General features: G+C 42.9%; 14 protein-coding genes. 6 read left to right on the plus strand and 8 right to left on the minus strand.

What is annotated here, in order from left to right; translation table 11 throughout:
* Window positions 1-18: 18 nt before the first annotated feature.
* Together FM038_RS06050 and FM038_RS06055 are read left to right on the plus strand one after the other, a co-directional pair.
* Window positions 19-1116, plus strand: coding sequence for a response regulator transcription factor (locus FM038_RS06050; RefSeq protein ID WP_142872424.1), 1098 nt, complete (start codon window positions 19-21; stop codon window positions 1114-1116).
* 267 nt (window positions 1117-1383) lie between these two features.
* On the plus strand, window positions 1384-1923 hold the full coding sequence (locus FM038_RS06055; protein WP_223293010.1) for a hemerythrin domain-containing protein: 540 nt from the start codon (window positions 1384-1386) through the stop codon (window positions 1921-1923).
* A 78-nt stretch (window positions 1924-2001) separates the two neighbouring features.
* On the opposite strand, the gene FM038_RS06060 is transcribed toward FM038_RS06055, so the two are convergent.
* From FM038_RS06060 to FM038_RS06080, 5 genes are all read right to left on the minus strand, one after another.
* On the minus strand, window positions 2002-2187 hold the full coding sequence (locus FM038_RS06060; RefSeq protein ID WP_076407788.1) for a DUF3545 family protein: 186 nt from the start codon (window positions 2185-2187) through the stop codon (window positions 2002-2004).
* 239 nt (window positions 2188-2426) lie between these two features.
* Window positions 2427-4064, minus strand: coding sequence for a glucose-6-phosphate isomerase (gene pgi / locus FM038_RS06065; protein WP_142872426.1), 1638 nt, complete (start codon window positions 4062-4064; stop codon window positions 2427-2429).
* 14 nt (window positions 4065-4078) lie between these two features.
* Entirely contained in the window at window positions 4079-5035 is a 957-nt protein-coding gene (gene tal, locus FM038_RS06070; RefSeq protein WP_142872427.1) for a transaldolase, read from the minus strand.
* 382 nt (window positions 5036-5417) lie between these two features.
* Window positions 5418-6518, minus strand: a complete 1101-nt coding sequence (locus FM038_RS06075) for an OmpA family protein (RefSeq protein ID WP_142872428.1) — start codon at window positions 6516-6518, stop codon at window positions 5418-5420.
* 243 nt (window positions 6519-6761) lie between these two features.
* On the minus strand, window positions 6762-9128 hold the full coding sequence (locus FM038_RS06080; RefSeq protein ID WP_142872429.1) for a phosphoketolase family protein: 2367 nt from the start codon (window positions 9126-9128) through the stop codon (window positions 6762-6764).
* A gap of 426 nt (window positions 9129-9554) precedes the next feature.
* Here FM038_RS06080 and FM038_RS06085 point away from each other — a divergent pair, with 426 nt between their 5' ends.
* Both FM038_RS06085 and yaaA read left to right on the plus strand, forming a co-directional pair.
* Entirely contained in the window at window positions 9555-10994 is a 1440-nt protein-coding gene (locus FM038_RS06085) for an alanine/glycine:cation symporter family protein (protein ID WP_142872430.1), read from the plus strand.
* 121 nt (window positions 10995-11115) lie between these two features.
* Window positions 11116-11892: a peroxide stress protein YaaA gene (yaaA, locus tag FM038_RS06090; protein ID WP_142872431.1), complete on the plus strand. Its 777-nt coding sequence runs from the start codon at window positions 11116-11118 to the stop codon at window positions 11890-11892.
* A 464-nt stretch (window positions 11893-12356) separates the two neighbouring features.
* Here yaaA and FM038_RS06095 read toward each other — a convergent pair whose 3' ends face one another.
* Window positions 12357-12794, minus strand: coding sequence for a PACE efflux transporter (locus FM038_RS06095; RefSeq protein WP_185965764.1), 438 nt, complete (start codon window positions 12792-12794; stop codon window positions 12357-12359).
* Window positions 12795-12933: 139 nt separating this feature from the next.
* Between FM038_RS06095 and FM038_RS06100 the strand changes: the two genes are divergently transcribed.
* Window positions 12934-13839: a LysR family transcriptional regulator gene (locus FM038_RS06100; protein ID WP_142872433.1), complete on the plus strand. Its 906-nt coding sequence runs from the start codon at window positions 12934-12936 to the stop codon at window positions 13837-13839.
* Between the two features lie 746 nt (window positions 13840-14585).
* On the opposite strand, the gene FM038_RS06105 is transcribed toward FM038_RS06100, so the two are convergent.
* Entirely contained in the window at window positions 14586-15989 is a 1404-nt protein-coding gene (locus FM038_RS06105) for a M28 family peptidase (RefSeq protein ID WP_142872434.1), read from the minus strand.
* 135 nt (window positions 15990-16124) lie between these two features.
* On the opposite strand from FM038_RS06105, the gene FM038_RS06110 reads away from it, so the two are divergent.
* On the plus strand, window positions 16125-16421 hold the full coding sequence (locus FM038_RS06110; protein ID WP_142872435.1) for an ArsR/SmtB family transcription factor: 297 nt from the start codon (window positions 16125-16127) through the stop codon (window positions 16419-16421).
* Between the two features lie 125 nt (window positions 16422-16546).
* Here FM038_RS06110 and rpsT read toward each other — a convergent pair whose 3' ends face one another.
* Window positions 16547-16813 carry a 30S ribosomal protein S20 gene (gene rpsT / locus FM038_RS06115; protein ID WP_142872436.1) on the minus strand — a complete coding sequence of 89 codons (267 nt, stop codon included), beginning with the start codon at window positions 16811-16813 and terminating at the stop codon, window positions 16547-16549.
* Window positions 16814-16926: the final 113 nt, after the last annotated feature.

The raw sequence follows: 16926 nt of genomic DNA on the forward strand, positions 1-16926 counted from the left end.
TTTGAGAGGGATTTTGTGATGGATGAGATATTAGTATGGATAGTAGATGATGATCAGGATTATTGTGAACTCATTCGAGAAATGCTCTGCGATCATTATCAAGTATCGGTTTTTTATGATGCAAGTTCATATCGGCAGGCATTAGAAGATATGACACCAGATCTGGTGTTAATGGACATTAACTTACCTGATGTGAGTGGTATAGAACTCTGTCGGGAGCTCACAGAGTCAGGCAAAGACTGTGCAGTGATCTTCGTCTCAGGAATGAATACCTTAGAAGAAAGGCTGAGAGCCTACGACGTTAGTGCTGTGGATTTTATTGCCAAGCCTTTTGAGTTAAAAGAGTTGCTTGCCAAGGTCCAGGCCGTTGCTACCTATCAAGCTAAAAAGCGTTCTCTGGTACAAGCTGAGTCGATGTCGAGAAATATGGCTTTTCAGTCTATGACTGAATCATCTCAGTATGGCGCGGTTTTACAGTTCTTTCGTCAATGCTTTCTATGTCAAGACTATCAAAGCTTAGCGGATGCATTTTTTGACTTGATGCAGCAGTTAAACCTTAATACCTGCCTTGAGATAAGAGACAGTGAAGTGCATTATTTTGCGCCTAAAAATGCAGATATTAGCCCCATTGAAGCTAATATCTTAGAGTTACTTGATAAGCATGGAAGGTTGTATGACTTTGGTAGTCGTACGATTTGTAACGACAAGCATGTATCGTTTTTGATAAAGAATATGCCAATGGACGATGAAGTTCTCTATGGTCGACTAAGGGATGTCATTGCTGTCATTGTAGAGGGACTTGAAGCTCGAGTGATGGATATTGGTCGTCAGCAAACATTGCAGCATGTGTTTATGGAGATACAAGCTCTGTTGGGGAGTATCAGTGGTGCAATCTTAGAGCACGATGAAAAATTTAGTGCTGCCTTAACTGGAATGACCACAGAGATCCGCAGTAGTTTTCATGTGCTAGATATGACCGAGGAGCAAGAGGATTATTTTGCCTCTCTGGTTGAGAGAAATTTAAAAGAAGCAAACTCAGCTGGAGATGCGTTTTATCGTCTACAGGGCTCGTTAAATACGGTTAAAAATGTGGTTGAGTCGAGTGTCGCTTCCTGAGGAAAGATTAACTTTCATTGTGTTAATTTAAAAGATAATAACTATTTTTCAGTTTCATACCTTGAATTTAAGCCCATGAATAATGCTTAATTGGACTCGATATTTAAGGCTGTGGATATATGTAGCATATTGATTTAGTTTATTTAACTAGTTCCTGTTTCGTTGATCTTAATCAGAACATCCTAACAAATCCTTTTGATATATTGGGTGATATTTAATCTTTTTACTAATATTGTATATAAGGATGTTCGGATTATGGAGACAACTATGCTTGCAAGACTTAATCATGATCATAAGCATATCGCGATATTGCTCAAAATTCTGAAGGTGAAACAAAGTCGATTGGCTCAAGGAGAAGCGGTTAACTTTAACCTCATCAGAGATATTGTTGAGTACATGCAAAGTTATGCAGAGCATAGCCATCACCCTTTAGAAGACATTATTTATAGTTACTATTTGAAAAAAACGGCTCAATCTGAGACTGATGACAAGTTGGCGACGCAGCACCAGACGTTGGTAGATGCTTCGGCATCATTAATGGCGTCATTAAATCTTATATTGAGCGATGTGGTTATATCGAAAGATCAGTTGGTGTTGGACCTCAAATCTTATGTCACTCAACAAGAGGAGCATATGAGGTACGAAGAAACTGAAGTGTTTCCACTATGGGCCGAAGTCATAGGGCAAACAGATTGGCAAGAGATACAAGCGTTATGCACTTTAAAACTTATTGATGATCCTCTCTTCAGTGATAATGACAATGTGGTATTTGAAGAGCTACGGGATTACATCACTAAAGATGAGTAGAAATATAGTTTTTAGGAGCTAGTACCTAGTACCTAGGGAAAAAAAAGAGCGCATGTGCGCTCTTTCTTATTGATGTGGTTACATCAGCAGGTTGTCCAATTCACAATCAAAGCTACTATCGATATCTTGAAGTTCTTTAAGTAAGCGATGCTTCTCTTTTAGGGCCTCAATTTCACGCCATTTGCGCTTCTTATTGGAGCTTCTCGAGCGGCTTGGTCTTTCTACCACTGTATCTAGCGCACTTCCATAATCGAGTCGATTCATGGCAACCTCCTGTTGTTGTAATACTGTTCAATCAAATAAATACCATACTTTTAAAATAGTGTGCAAGATAAATGTTTCGTTTTTGTTAATGCTAGGTGAACGTTTTATGGCTTTTGGTGTGGTTATTTGGCGCTAAGTGCTAAGAATATTTGCAGTATTTAGGTTTTTGAACTACGGAATAAAAAAAAGCCAGTGTAAACTGGCTTTTTTAGGACTTGCGGTAAATTGGGGTTGTTCGACTAAATAGTTTGTTGTCTGAACATATTGATAAGTCCATTACTGGAGCTATCAAGTTCAGTGGCATCTGCAGTAGCACTTAACCTTTCTAAAACGTCATTACCTAAATTTTTACCTAACTCAACGCCCCACTGATCGAATGAGTTGATATCCCATATTGCACCTTGCACAAAAGTTCTGTGTTCATACAAGGCGATAAGAGAGCCTAACGTTGCAGGTGTTAGCTTGTCCATTAAGATGGTATTGCTTGGCTTGTTGCCTTGCATCACTTTATGTTTCGCTATCGTACGCTTATCGTTTTCAGAAAGCGTACTGCCTGCAAGTTCAGTTAACGACTCTTCGTAGGAGCGGCCCTGCATTAATGCCTGGGTTTGACCAAAACAGTTCGATGCGAGCTGCTTATGATGCTCACCTAATGGGTTATGGCTTTTGAGTGGCATAATGAAATCAGCAGGTATCAATGCGGTGCCTTGATGTAATAGCTGGTGGTAGGCGTGTTGACCATTGGTGCCTTCTCCACCCCAAATGACAGGTCCAGTACTAAAGTCCACTTGAGTACCATCTAAAGTCACTGATTTACCATTACTCTCCATATCAAGCTGCTGGAAATAAGCCGGTAATCCCCTCAGGTAATGATCATAAGTGAGCACAACATGGGACTGAGCGTTATGGAAGTTGCCATAGAGAAGTGAGAATAAGCCCATAATGACAGGCATATTTTCCGATAGCGGCGTGTTGGCAAAATGCTGATCCATCTGATGGGCACCATTAAGCAACTCACGGAAGTTATCCATCCCTATCATCAAAGCGATAGGAAGACCTATGGCAGACCATAATGAGTAACGACCACCCACCCAGTCCCACATAGGGAAGATATTATTGGCATCTATGCCGAACTCTGTCGCTTTTGCTACATTGGATGTCACAGCAACAAAGTGCTGAGCAATATCGCTTTGTGTGCCGCCTTGCTGAATAAACCAATCTTTAGCACTCAGGGTGTTTGTTAATGTTTCTTGAGTACCGAAAGACTTAGATGACATGATGAACAGGGTCGTTTCAGCATCTAATGGTTTGAGTTTCTCAGTGATCGAAGTCCCATCAACGTTACCAACAAAATGGCAGTTGAGCGCTTTATTCCAATAAGGTCTCAGTGCTTGAGACACAATTTTAGGACCTAGAAAGGAGCCGCCAATACCTATGCTGACTATGTCTGTGATCGGTTTGCCTGTGTAACCTTTCCAATCTCCGGAGGTGATAGACGAGACAAATGACGCCATTTGGGCTTGAGCCTGTTGTACTTCCTGTACGATATCGACACCATCAAGCAGTATTTTCTGTCCCGGAGTCGCTCGAAGTGCGGTATGAAGCACGGCTCGTTTTTCGGTGGTGTTAATCACATCACCGTCGAACATAGCCTTGATTTTCGACTCAAGTTTGCATTCTTCTGCAAGCTTGAACAGCAGAGATAAGGTTTCTTCGCTGGCTCTGTTTTTTGAGTAATCTAAAAACAGATCACAAGCCGTTGTCGACATCTTATCGAATCTTTGTGGATCCGACTCAAAAAGTGCTCTCATATGAGGCAAAGCCTCAGTGTGAGCGACTAATTCATTCCAAGTCTGGCTCTGGGTTAGCTCAGTCATCCAGTCTTACTCCTTTAAGAGGCTAGTTTCTGTTTCAGCATTACTTCGAGTTTGCCTTGGTCGATAGCGAAGTTTCTAATGCCTTCTGCAAGTTTCTGAACGGCCATAGGATCTTCGTTAAATTCCCAGCGGAATTGTGCTTCTGTGAGTGGCTCATCTGGTGTAACTGATGATTCTACAGGAACAAGTTTACGCACAACTTGAGCCTGTGAATTTGCCATATCTTCGAGCAGTGCAGGGCCAATTGTTAGACGGTCACAGCCCGCAAGCTCGAGGATTTCACCTGTGTTACGGAAGCTAGCACCCATGACGACAGTGTTGAAGCCATGGCTTTTGTAATAGTTGTAGATTTCGGTAACCGAAACAACACCCGGGTCTTCACTAGCGCTGTAGTCAAGTCCTGTGTCTTTTTTGTACCAATCTAAAATACGACCTACAAAAGGAGAGATAAGGTAAACGCCCGCTTCTGCACAAGCACGTGCCTGAGCGAAACTGAAAAGCAGTGTCAGGTTACAGTTAATACCTTCTTGCTCTAACTGTTTAGCCGCACAGATCCCTTCCCAAGTTGAAGCCAGTTTAATTAAAATTCGAGACTTATCTATGCCCGCTTCTTTATATAACTTTATCAGCTTATGGGCTTTTTCGATTGAACCAGCTTGGTCGAAAGAGAGACGCGCATCCACTTCAGTAGAGATACGACCTGGAACTATTTTCAATATCTCGACACCGATATTCACTGCGAGTTTGTCGCCAGCATCTTCAATCTGTTGCTCAATTACGTCGCTTTGTGACTTGGCCCATGTGATTGAGTTATCAATAAGGTGGCCATAATCAGGGATCTGGGCTGCTTTAAGTATGAGTGACGGGTTAGTCGTTGCGTCTTCTGGTTGATAGCGCTTGATGGCTTCAATGTCACCAGTATCGGCGACTATAGTAGTAAAAGACTTCAATTGCTCGAGTGTATTAGCCATAAAAATAACATCCTTTCTTAAGAAGCAGCTTAAGGTTTGTGATTACTTGGGAGTATTAGAAGCGATCTTGATGATATTTCCAACCGTTTATGAAAAAAAATTACAGGAAAGTTGTAAAATATCAGTAAAAACGCTTTAAACTCATAAATTCATCAAATGTATTCGTAGAATACTAGCTAGAATTAGGTAGATAAAGAGTATAGCGTGTCTGACTAGTTTGGATACCGATAAAATATCGGTTTATCATTACACCTGTGTGCATCTATAAAGAATAATGAATAATTTTATTATTGGATGATGACTCAAAAAAAACGTTCAACGTTATCTAGAGTAAAAAGCCGCTAAACAAACTAGCGACTCTTCACCGTCAAACCTAAAGCACTTATTTAATCAGCGCTTCTCTTTTTACACCTGTAACATGAGCTTCAATACGACGGTTTGCCTTGTTAGCTTCAGCATTATTGCCTTCTATGACAGGTTGAGTGATACCGAACCCTTCAGCTGCTACACGATCTTGGCTAATGCCATACTTCTCGACAAGGATCTTAGCAACAGCTTTGGCGCGCTTATCTGATAGCGCCATATTGTATTCAGCTTTACCGACATCAGATGCGTGACCTGAGATTAATACTGTCGATTTAGGGGTCTTGTTCATATAAGTCGCTAATTTTTCGATCCGTTCGTACGACTCAGTTTTTACAACGGCTGAGTTGTTAGCAAACAGAATCGAACCCACATCACGTTGCTCGGTGGTTTCTGTATAGACAGTACAACCTTTTGCATCAACTTTGTGCGTTGGCGGAGTATCTGCACACTGATCTAAGTCATCAACGACACCATCATTGTCTGAATCAATAGGCGCAACGACTAATGGAGCAACAACTGCTGGTGCCGGCGTGCCGAAACGATAGCTAAGTTCAAGGCCCCAGTAGTTACTCTCCATTGCTAATGTGTTCGACTTATCGTCATCTAAGTTTTCGTAACGACGATACTTAGCCTGAAGCTTAAGGTTTTCACTGATATTGTAGCCGATACCTGCACCCACATATGGAGCTACACCACTATCACTGTAATACTCACTGCCGTATTGCTTGTTGTTTGATAGTAGATAGTTCATCGCCCCCGCTTCAGCCGATACACTCCAGCGGTTAGCAATAGGCCAGAAACCGACCACACCTAAGGTCATCCCTTTAGCGCCTACATCATTCATCTTATTAGCGTAATCAACCCATTCAGCACGGCCAAGATCACGATAGCCTAGTTCCACACCGAAGTAGTCATTAAAAAGATAACCACCAAACACATCCCATGCGTAAGGATCATCTTCACCACAGACTTTCATGGTCTTCATGTCGCAGTTTGGCTCGTAATTATTTACGCCAAGACCGCCGCCGACATACCAGGGAGTGAGCTCTTGTGCTGCGTTTGCAGCGAATGGAAGCATTGAAGTCAGCAGAATAGCTTTCAATGTATTGTTCATCATTTCAAATCCTTTTTTTGTGTTCCGTTCCCCATGCTGTCTTATCAGAGGATAAAACACGGCTAGCACTTTGTGGCGGGGATCCTTTGGCTTATCTACCAGCTGGCGATATTATCTATTGCTTTAGTGAGTCTATTCAAGCTTATTATTGGTTTGGTTGTGATTTTTTGGCTTTTTAAGCCAAAAAAAAGTGCACTCTAAAAGAGTGCACTTAGTATTATTTGCTTATAACTTCTGCTTGGTTCTCTATCGAGTCCATACCCAGTTGTCAAGGCTGATTGGGTCGACGCCGTTGGCCTTGATGTAGTTTCTGTGGTCAACTAAGCGCTGTAGCATGTCGGTAGTAAGTGCAACATGCTGAGTCTCATCGATCACACCTTGTTGGAATAGCTTGTACGCCATATCAATCACTAAGTGATAACGAGAAGTACCGTTACGTACCCCCATATCGAATGGAGTGGTCGTTGAACCTTCCTCTTCATAACCCTTGATTCTAAAGCGATCGCTGCCCTTATAATCGAATACCAGTTTCTTGATGGTGTTCGGGTAACCGTGGTAGTTGAATACAACACCCTTATCGGTTGTAAATACTTCGTCCATCAACCATGGCTTGCTTTGGAAGTCGAGGCTACCAAGACCGCTGCTGGTTAATTCAGTCACACTGACGAAACGGATACGAATGCGTGGGAGAATCTCTCTGATTAATACCAGAGCAGCCATCGCTTCTTGGGTGACATAATCACCACAACCCACAAGTACAACATCAGGGTTTTCATCGGAAGCGAAGTCCCAAACCATGACACCATCTTTAGCCTGTTGACGGGCCTCATCGAGTGATAGCCATTGTGGCAAGTCTTTCTTACCGGCAACGATGATGTTTAGCTTATCGCGATCAGCATAGGCACGCTCAGTGTAAACCAATGTGCTGTTACCATCTGCTGGTAGATATGCAGAGATAATCTTAGGGTGTTTCTCTAGCATAGCGCCCAAGAATGATGGGTTCTGATGTGAGTAACCGTTATGATCTTGGCGCTCTAACAGTGAAGAGAGAACGACGTTACATGATGGTACCGGCTTACGGAAGTGTACGCCTTGGCTCGCATAGACATACTTACAGTATTGGTCAGCCATAGATGAGACAACTTGTGAGAAAGCCTCATAAGTTGGGAACATGGCGTGACGACCCGTGACGGTATAACCGTGCATCATGCCGAAAAGCAAGTTCTCAGAGAGCAGCTCGATGACACGACCATCGCGGGCCATGTCTTGGTCCCACTCTTCAATAGGCCACTGCCACGCACGGTCAGTCTCTTCAAATACGGCTTGAAGTTGGTTTGAGTAAGTTTCATCCGGGCTGAAGATACGAAGGTTACGTTGGTCACGGTTAAGCTTCATCGCATCACGCATCCACTCACCCATCTTGTACATAGAAACGCCACGTGTACCACGAGGTGTTTCTGGACCGTAAGCGAGTTTAGATAGATCTGGATTGGTAAGTGCACGAACCACTTCACCACCGTAGCTAAGATGTTGCTGACCACAAGTTAACTGCTTAGGCGGAAGTAGAGATTGGATCTCTTTATCGAAGATTAGCTCGCCTTTATCGTTAATTGTATAAAGTTCATCGAACTTATAGCTTGATAACCAAGTGTTTAGTGCGTCTAAGTGACCTTTATCTGTAGCACACTTGTTGACAATAACCTGATGAGATTCACAGTTACCTTCAAGCTTCTTACCATTGTACTCAGACGTACCGGTCCAACCTTTAGCGGTACGCATTAAGATGACAGGCCAGCGTGGCTTAACAACATCTTCACCGCTGCGTGCGCGCTTCTGGATATCGGTGATCATCTCATATGACGTGTCCATGGCATTTGTCATCTGAACGTAGACGTCTTCTTCGAGCTCATCATCAACGATGATTGGGTGGTAACCTAAACCACGAAATTCAAGATCCAGTTCTTCATGGCTCATGCGACCCATACGCGTTGGGCCAGAGATCTTATAACCGTTGATATGAACTATGGGTAGTACCGCGCCGTTAGTAGCAGGGTCTACTAAACGGTTGGCATACCAAGAAGCGGCAAGCGGGCCAGTTTCTGACTCGCCGTCACCAATCAGACAAGCTGCAATCAGATCTGGGTTATCTAACACCGCACCCCAAGCAACTGAAAGTGAATAACCTAGTTCGCCACCTTCTAAAATTTGTCCCGGAGCTTCAGGGTTAGCGTGTGAAGGGTAACCATAAGCTGCTGAGAACTTCTGACAGATATCTGTGATACCTTCTTCATTGTATGGAATGGTTTCAGGGTAATAATGACTAAGAGAGCCTTCCATGAAAAGGTTAGCTTGTACTGCTGGGAAACCGTGTCCAGGGCCTACAAGGTAGACGAATGAGCGGTTGTTTTTAACAATAAGACGGTTGATGTTAGCGTAGACAAAGTTAATACCAGGGCATGTTCCCCAGTGACCTAATAGTCTAGGTTTGATATCTGTGTGTGCAAGTGCACGCTTATGCAATACGTTTTTCTTTAAATAGATTTGTGATGTCGCTAGAAAGTTTGTAGCTCTTACAAATTTCTTTAACGCGCTGATCTCTTGCTGTTGTGACATAAATAACCCCATTTATAGTAAGCAAAAAGTTAATCAAAGCTCATGTTAAACACTATATTTGTAATTTTATTACAAAAATGTGTCCTACATCTTATTTTTGTAAAGTCATAACATTTCATTTTTGTTGCGCTGCTAAGGTGAATATCTTGTTTAATGGGTTGCTACACTAACTTAATTTTGTTTACTGGTGTGATTGAGGTGTTATGTAAATGGTTAAATGTGATCCCGATCACGCGCGTTACTTTTGATGGTATGCTATTTTGCCGCAGCGAAAATTGGTGGCGTGATGTAATAAATTCACGAAAGGACAATTCTAAAAGAAAATTTCACCAATTTTACTTTTGCAAATGAAGGGAAATTAAACAGACTAATCTCGACGGGTTGCTAGATATCTCGAGAGATTGTCATGGGGATAGATATTAAATTATGTTTGAATCTTTAGTAAGCACCATTGAATTGGTGATTAACAAGTTAAATGGCTTACTGTGGGGCAGCGTACTTATGTATGTACTGGTCGCCGCAGGTGTCTTCTTTACACTACGTTTAGCCTTTATCCAGTTTCGTCTATTTGGCCATGGTGCCAAGCTTGTTATTCAGGGGCGTGAAAAAGTTGATGGTATCTCATCATTCCAGGTTTTCTGTACCTCAATGGCTGCAAGAGTCGGTACGGGGAACATGGCCGGTGTTGCGGTAGCGATTACAGTGGGTGGAGCCGGAGCGATCTTCTGGATGTGGCTCATTGCGATACTGGGTATGGCGACAGCCTTTGTTGAGTCTACATTGGCTCAAGTTTATAAAGTTAAAGACAGTGAAGGCCAATTCCGTGGTGGTCCAGCTTACTATATGGAGCAAGGACTCGGTAAGCGCTGGATGGGAATCATCTTCTCAATCCTGCTTATTATCGCTTTTGGTTTTGCCTTTAACGCAGCGCAAGCTAACACCATTACTGATGCACTTAATAATGCATTTGGATTCGATAAGACTATTGTCGGTATCGTTGTCATGCTGGCTTCTGCTTACATTATCTGTGGCGGTCTGAAGAAAGTTGCTCGTGCTTCTGAGTTGATCGTGCCAGTGATGGCTGTGGCTTACCTTGCTATTGCCTTGGTGGTATTGGTTATCAATATCGATCAAGTTCCAGCAGCACTTAGCTTAATTGTTAAGAGTGCATTGGGTTGGGAAGAGGCCGCTGGTGGTGCAATGGGCGCTATGATGGCGGGTATTGCTCGTGGACTATTCTCAAACGAAGCGGGTATGGGGAGTGCGGCTAACATCGCAGCATCGGCTACACCAAACCCTAATCATCCAGCATCGCAGGGCTTTGTGCAGATGATCGGTGTATTTGTCGATACCTTAGTGATCTGTAGTGCTTCTGCGGCAATTATCTTGCTTTCTGGTGTGTTAGATAACCCAGGCGATCAAGCTGGTATTGGTCTACTACAGTTAGCACTGACTAATGAGCTGGGTGGCTGGTCTGCATACTTTATCGCTTTTGCTATTTTACTTTTCTGCTTCTCTTCAATCATTGCTAACTACAGCTATGCGGAGAGCAACATCATGTTCCTAACTAAGAGCAAGAAGGTGCTTTACATTTTCCGAGGTCTAGTTTTAGCCATGGTGATGGCAGGCTCAGTAGCATCGCTACAGCTAGTATGGAACTTTGCCGATGTCTCTATGGGATTGATGGCACTGGTGAATATCGCGGCAATTACCATGTTATCTAAGGTGGCATTCGCAGTGATTAAAGACTACGAAAAGCAAATGAAGCAAGGACTTACTCCGACGTTCGATCCTAAACAATTCCCTGAGATCGAGGGTATTGAGCAAGGTGAGTGGTCAACGGCTAAAATGGCTGAGAAGGCATAATTTATACTGAACTGATTCGGTAAACTGAATCGGCTCTATCTAAAAAACCACGCTAATTAGCGTGGTTTTTTTATGCCTGCATCAGTATGATGCTTATATTAGAGCTTAGTAAGGATTAGCAATGTTAGTTTTAGTTTCGCCAGCAAAGACATTAGATTATGACAACCCTGCAGGGACGACTGAACATACCTTGCCCAAATTAGTTGATCACAGCGCTCAGCTGATTGAAGAGTGCCGAAAACTCACTCCTATCGACATCGCCACTTTGATGAAAGTGAGTGACAAGATAGCTGGGCTAAATGCTGCTCGTTTCGCGAGTTGGAGTCCAGAGTTTTCAACTGACAATGCCAAGCAAGCCTTATATGCTTTTCGTGGTGATGTGTATACCGGCCTAGATACCGACTCTTTGCCTGCTGAAGGCATTGCACGAGCTCAGAAGCACCTTAGGATCCTATCTGGTTTATATGGCCTTCTACGCCCTTTAGATTTGATGCAGCCTTACCGTTTAGAGATGGGCACGCGTTTAGCTAACCAGTATGGCACTAATCTTTATCAGTTTTGGGGCAATACCATTACCGATGAAGTTAATCTAGCGCTAGAAGAGCAGGGCGACGATATCCTTGTTAACCTGGCATCAAATGAATACTTCAAGGCGGTTAAGCCTAAGCTCGTGAAGGGCACGGTCATTACTCCGGTATTTAAAGACCGAAAAAATGGTCAGTACAAGGTGATTAGCTTTTTCGCCAAGAAAGCCCGCGGCATGATGGTGCGTTATATTCTCGATAACAAGGTGAGTAGTCTTGCAGAGCTGATCAAATTCGACAGTGCTGGATATCATTACTGTGAAGCTGAATCGACGCCGCTTTCACCCGTGTTTTTACGGGAAGAACAGTTGTAGGTAAGCCTTCGAATGAAGCTTGATTACATTTTGTTTTGCGTTATTGGTATTTGGTAGTTTGCTGAGTACCAATGCTTAGCTGTTATCAAACGCCTGCCCGGCGAGGGATGTGCAAACACTTCTGCGACACGCCGCGAGCACAATCCCTGTGGGCTCTGCGACATCATCCCTGATGTCGAAGGTCACAGCCGCGTTCACACCTGAGTGTTTATTTCTTCGATTTGAGCAATAGCTAATTAGCTGCGACCCCTTTGTTTAGCCTAGTTCGAATACGTCAAATCCCTTCAAGTCGAAATGGTTTTTTAGCGCCACTTCGTCGCGCACTGTTTATCAATACCACGATGACCTCCTTTCTGATTGTGTGGTCATCACGATTGTAGGTTTTAGGATTTGGAGAGAAACAAACCAATCAAAGCAACCCGCCAATCAGCAGGTTGTTCTTTAAATCACATCTAATTTCAAACTCACATTACCAAAGACTCAGATCTTGCCACTCTTCTCACCAATACCACTCTTACACTGTCGTATACCCAGTTAAAGGTGAATGCGTAAATGGTGATAAAGATGGTTACGCCAATATCCATCACAAAGGCTTCCCAGATACTTACGTTTAATAAGTAAGCCATAACCGGAACAGTGGCGATCAGTAACCCTAATTCAAATAAAACAACGTGAAAAATGCGTAATGAAAGAGTGCGTTGTGTTTTCTCGCCTGTGAAAAATTGATCGAAAATCCAGTTATAAATAAAATTCCAAATCATAGCGATAGTCGCAACAACTATCATTGTTCCTGATAGGGCGGTAACATCATAATCGGTAAACATAGCTAATCCCATGATAGACAGTGATACAGCTAATACTTCAAATAATACTGCATGGAAAATTCGTTCATTGGCTTTCATAGCGATGCCTCTTAATCGTTATTGATACATTTAAAAATAATGAAGCTGCGATTATAGAGAGCGAATGAAAGAGATAAAGTTAACAGCCATCACGAATCGTGATAGCTTGAATGCTTAATCTATTTAGTGAGCTAATGACTTGTACAGTTTTGAGCAATTAAAAATCTTTGTCACCGTATGTGAAAGTGGATCGTTCTCGGCAGCAGCTCGTCAATTAAAGCGTGCTCAATCTGGTGTAAGCCAGGCCATTGCCAACTTAGAGATCTCCATTAACCAAGAGCTGTTTAACCGCGAGAAAAATACGCCAGCACTAACAGAAAAAGGCAAAGTGCTGTTGCCAATTGCTCAATCGATTTTGCATCAACAAAAATATTTTGATCAAAAAGTAGAATCGTTAGAAAGAGAGCTTGAATACGAGCTGGTTATCGCGATAGATGAAAGCTTAATTAATGATGATTTATTGCAAATACTGGCAGAGTTAGCCGATAAGTTCCCTGTGACTGATGTGGAAATAATCACCACTTCCACTTTTGATGTTGAAGAGCTAGTTAGAGAAGGAAAAGCACAAGTAGGTATTGTGTATGCAGATGGTGAACTTAAAGTGGATATGGATTTTTTCACATTAGGCCAAACCCGTTTTTTGACCGTGGTGGCACCTGAACATGCATTAGCAGCTTTGTCTGTAGTGAATGATACAGCGTTAAAAGGGCATCGCCAATTAGTGCATCGCAGTTCAGAGCATAAAGAACTGTGGTTCAGTTATGGGATAAGCTCAAAGCAGTGGTATGCCAACACTCACCAAACTCTGCTTGATTTAGCTTGCAGAGGAATAGGGTGGACAATCGTACCTGAGCAAGCAGTGACAGAACTATTGGCTGTGAAAAAGCTAGTCGCATTGCCCATCGCTCATGAGTTTGATGGTTGGTTAACGCCTATGGGCTGTTTAGTGTCGCGTCGTCATGCTTCTGGACCTGTATTGGAAGATCTATTGTCATCACTACAAACATTGAGTCAAAAAAATGCTAATTCATTAAGTGTGAATTAAGGTAAAAAGTAGGGTCAGGTCTTGCCTTATTGCCATTCATTACTTTTTGTATATCAAAGTCAGGTGAACACTTTGGGCTCGCTTCGAGATGTAACGCTTTTTGGGGCATAAGTGAGTTACGGAACACTAGCCATAACCACAATTGAAGAGAGAAATAACCGAGTGTAGGTTCGGCTGCGGACTTCGGCTTCAAGGATGAAGCCGCAGAGCGTATAGGGATATATTCACAGCGCGCCGCAGAAGTAGCTGCACATTCCTCGCCGGACAGGCGTTTGGTTATATTGAAGGTACGGCCTTCAATCACAAATCCCAATACGAATTAAGCCAAATGAACCGAACAAAAAATGCAATCAGCTTTAATTTGAAGGCTAGCAAATTTTGGGGAAAAGGCGAGTTATAGGTCATTAGCAATAAAGCCAAAACCTTTCTTGTAAATAACCCCGTGTAGATACGGCTGTGAGCTTAGGTTTCTGGGATGAAGCCGCAGAGTGTATAGGGATAACTCACATAAAATCAATAGTCAGCGTGTCGCAGAAGCATCTGCACATAAGCCCGCAGCAAGCGATAGGTAACCATGAAGGGGCGGCCTTCGAATTACTTATCCAATATCAGCTATGCCAAAGAGAAAATTTCATCGAGCTTCATTCGAAGCAAAAAGGCCACTGTTACGATAAACAGTGGCCTAGTAGATTACCAATAGAAGGCTGAATCGTGCCCAAAGGCAAAAGCAGCTGAAGCGCTAACAGCTATTTAGCAACCTCAATGGGTCTTAACTCAACTTCCGATTGTGCCATCAGATAAGCAAACTGGGCATAAGCGGCCACGTTCTGCTTTAACGACTCTGAGTTCACTTTATCCAAAGTATCATTTGGTGTGTGGTGATAATCGAAGTAATCACGGCCATCTTGTCTCAGTGAGGCAACTGGGACGCCTTGCTTTGGTAGCATAGACACATCTGGGCCACCAGAGGCTGTGTTGCTACCCATAGCGACACCATTAGATATCATGGGCGCACTAAGCGTTAAAACATCTTCAAAAGCCTGCTCGGCGACTCGATAATCAATTCGATAGATGAGACCAGCACCAAAATCAGATTCTGCAGCAATATAGTGCTTATTGAGTTCATCCTTATGAGCTTTGGCATAGGCTTTACCACCAATGAGACCTAACTCCTCGGCGGCGTAAAGTACGACTCGAATGGTTCTGGCTGGCTTTTGTGGCAAGTCTTGAATCAGTTTTCCTGCAGCAGTCACAATGCCGACACCAGCACCATCATCTAATGCGCCAGTGCCCTCATCCCATGAGTCCAGGTGTGCACCGATAAGTACAATCTCATCGGGCTTGCTTGAGCCTATAATTTCAGCGATGACATTGTAGGAAGTTGTATAGCCATGACTTTGCGGTGTCATCTTAAGATTTAACACCACATTTTGATCGCGCTTAAGCATCAAGTTGAGCTGATCGGCATCAGGGCTTGATAGTGCGGCGGCAGGAATACGTTGAACATCATCTTGATAACGCATCATGCCCGTGTGGGCCATTCTGTCATGGTCAGTGCCTATTGAGCGGATGACGATAGCGAGTGCGCCTTTTGTGGCTGCGGCAACTGCGCCGCGTGAACGACCACCTACGGTTTTACCATAACCCTTGCCGGTTGTGTGACGCTCGGTCTTATGATCGATAAAAGCTATTTTCCCGTTTAATGAGCCCTCAGGCGCTGCTTTTAAATCTGAAAGTGTCTCAAAGCGAACAATGGGTGCGGTGATACCATCAGCAGGGGTCGCTACACTTCCCCCTAAGGCGGTAATAACAAGTCCTTGAGGGTAGGGGGAGATCACCGTCGCTTTTGCACTGCCTCGGTCCCAGACTGGCACCTCTACAGGCTCCTTGTAAACTCTATCGAAGCCTAAACTGTTAAGCTTATCTTCTGCCCATTTGACTGCGATGAGATCTTTTTCACTGCCGGCTAATCTGGGGCCAACTTCGACTGTCAGTGATTCAACCAGATCATAAGCTAAATTTGATCGTAAGGCTTGTTGCTGTAATTGCTGCGAGATTTGAATATTTTTACTTTCTGACTGTGTACTTTCACAACCCATTAAGCTGCCGAAAAGCAGACCTATTAGTAGGGTACGACATGTGTTTCTCATAAGTTTCCTTTGTTTTTATTATGTATGTCCCACTTTTGAAAACAATCTAGCAAAAAGTGTGCTTTATGTCCCGACTATATCTGTAAGGCGACGCTATATTAGTAGCGGGGATTGTTTTAGGAGAAATTGCTCGTAATGAATATTGAATTAATGCAGCAACGGGCAGACCAAGCCGTTGTGATGTTGAAGGCTTTGGCTAATGAGCGCCGTCTCTTTATCCTATGTTATCTTCTTGATGAAGGTGAGATGTGTGTTGGTGAGATGAATAAAAAATTGGGATTAAGCCAGTCTGCTTTATCTCAGCATTTAGCTTGGCTTAGAAAAGATAATTTAGTTGAGACCCGTAAGGAAGCTCAAACAGTATTTTACTCTTTAAAGAGTAAAGAGGTGTCTGAAATTATTAAGCTGCTGAATAACATTTACTGTCACTAACTCTGGTTTATTGACCAGAGTTGATTAATAAGCAGGGCTATGGCTCTGCTTTTTTATGCCCAATGATAAATTTTAGATATAAAAAAACCGGCCTAAGCCGGTTTTTTTAAGCATAAACGTAGAACTTAAGCAGCAAGTGCTTTAATTCTAGTGTTTAGGCGAGACTTCTGACGAGCAGCTCTATTCTTATGAATAAGGCCTTTAGTCGCCATACGGTCAACAATTGGTTGTGCAGCATTAAATGCTTCAGTAGCCGCTTTGTGATCGCCAGCATTAATTGCAACGATAACTTTCTTTACGTATGAACGTAACATTGAACGACGGCTAGCGTTATGCTGACGACGTTTTTCAGATTGAAGCGCGCGCTTCTTTGCAGACTTGCTATTAGCCAAGGTGCAACTCCTAAATAGGGTTAGATATTTTAAAGGTCGGGAATATGCCTCTTTTTTGTCACTTTGTCAATGACAATGATTGAATCTTTATCTTAAAGATAAATTAATCCAAC

Origin of the sequence: Shewanella eurypsychrophilus (assembly GCF_007004545.3) — a bacterium.
GTDB lineage: Bacteria > Pseudomonadota > Gammaproteobacteria > Enterobacterales > Shewanellaceae > Shewanella > Shewanella eurypsychrophilus.

Bases quoted from the DNA above. Each gene is read 5' to 3' on its own strand.
- FM038_RS06105 (WP_142872434.1), bottom strand. From the start codon at position 15,989: ATGAGAAACACATGTCGTACCCTACTAATAGGTCTGCTTTTCGGCAGC.
- yaaA (WP_142872431.1), top strand. From the start codon at position 11,116: ATGTTAGTTTTAGTTTCGCCAGCAAAGACATTAGATTATGACAACCCT.
- FM038_RS06080 (WP_142872429.1), bottom strand. From the start codon at position 9,128: ATGTCACAACAGCAAGAGATCAGCGCGTTAAAGAAATTTGTAAGAGCT.
- FM038_RS06055 (WP_223293010.1), top strand. From the start codon at position 1,384: ATGCTTGCAAGACTTAATCATGATCATAAGCATATCGCGATATTGCTC.
- FM038_RS06050 (WP_142872424.1), top strand. From the start codon at position 19: ATGGATGAGATATTAGTATGGATAGTAGATGATGATCAGGATTATTGT.
- pgi (WP_142872426.1), bottom strand. From the start codon at position 4,064: ATGACTGAGCTAACCCAGAGCCAGACTTGGAATGAATTAGTCGCTCAC.
- FM038_RS06095 (WP_185965764.1), bottom strand. From the start codon at position 12,794: ATGAAAGCCAATGAACGAATTTTCCATGCAGTATTATTTGAAGTATTA.
- FM038_RS06110 (WP_142872435.1), top strand. From the start codon at position 16,125: ATGAATATTGAATTAATGCAGCAACGGGCAGACCAAGCCGTTGTGATG.
- FM038_RS06060 (WP_076407788.1), bottom strand. From the start codon at position 2,187: ATGAATCGACTCGATTATGGAAGTGCGCTAGATACAGTGGTAGAAAGA.
- tal (WP_142872427.1), bottom strand. From the start codon at position 5,035: ATGGCTAATACACTCGAGCAATTGAAGTCTTTTACTACTATAGTCGCC.
- FM038_RS06075 (WP_142872428.1), bottom strand. From the start codon at position 6,518: ATGATGAACAATACATTGAAAGCTATTCTGCTGACTTCAATGCTTCCA.
- FM038_RS06085 (WP_142872430.1), top strand. From the start codon at position 9,555: ATGTTTGAATCTTTAGTAAGCACCATTGAATTGGTGATTAACAAGTTA.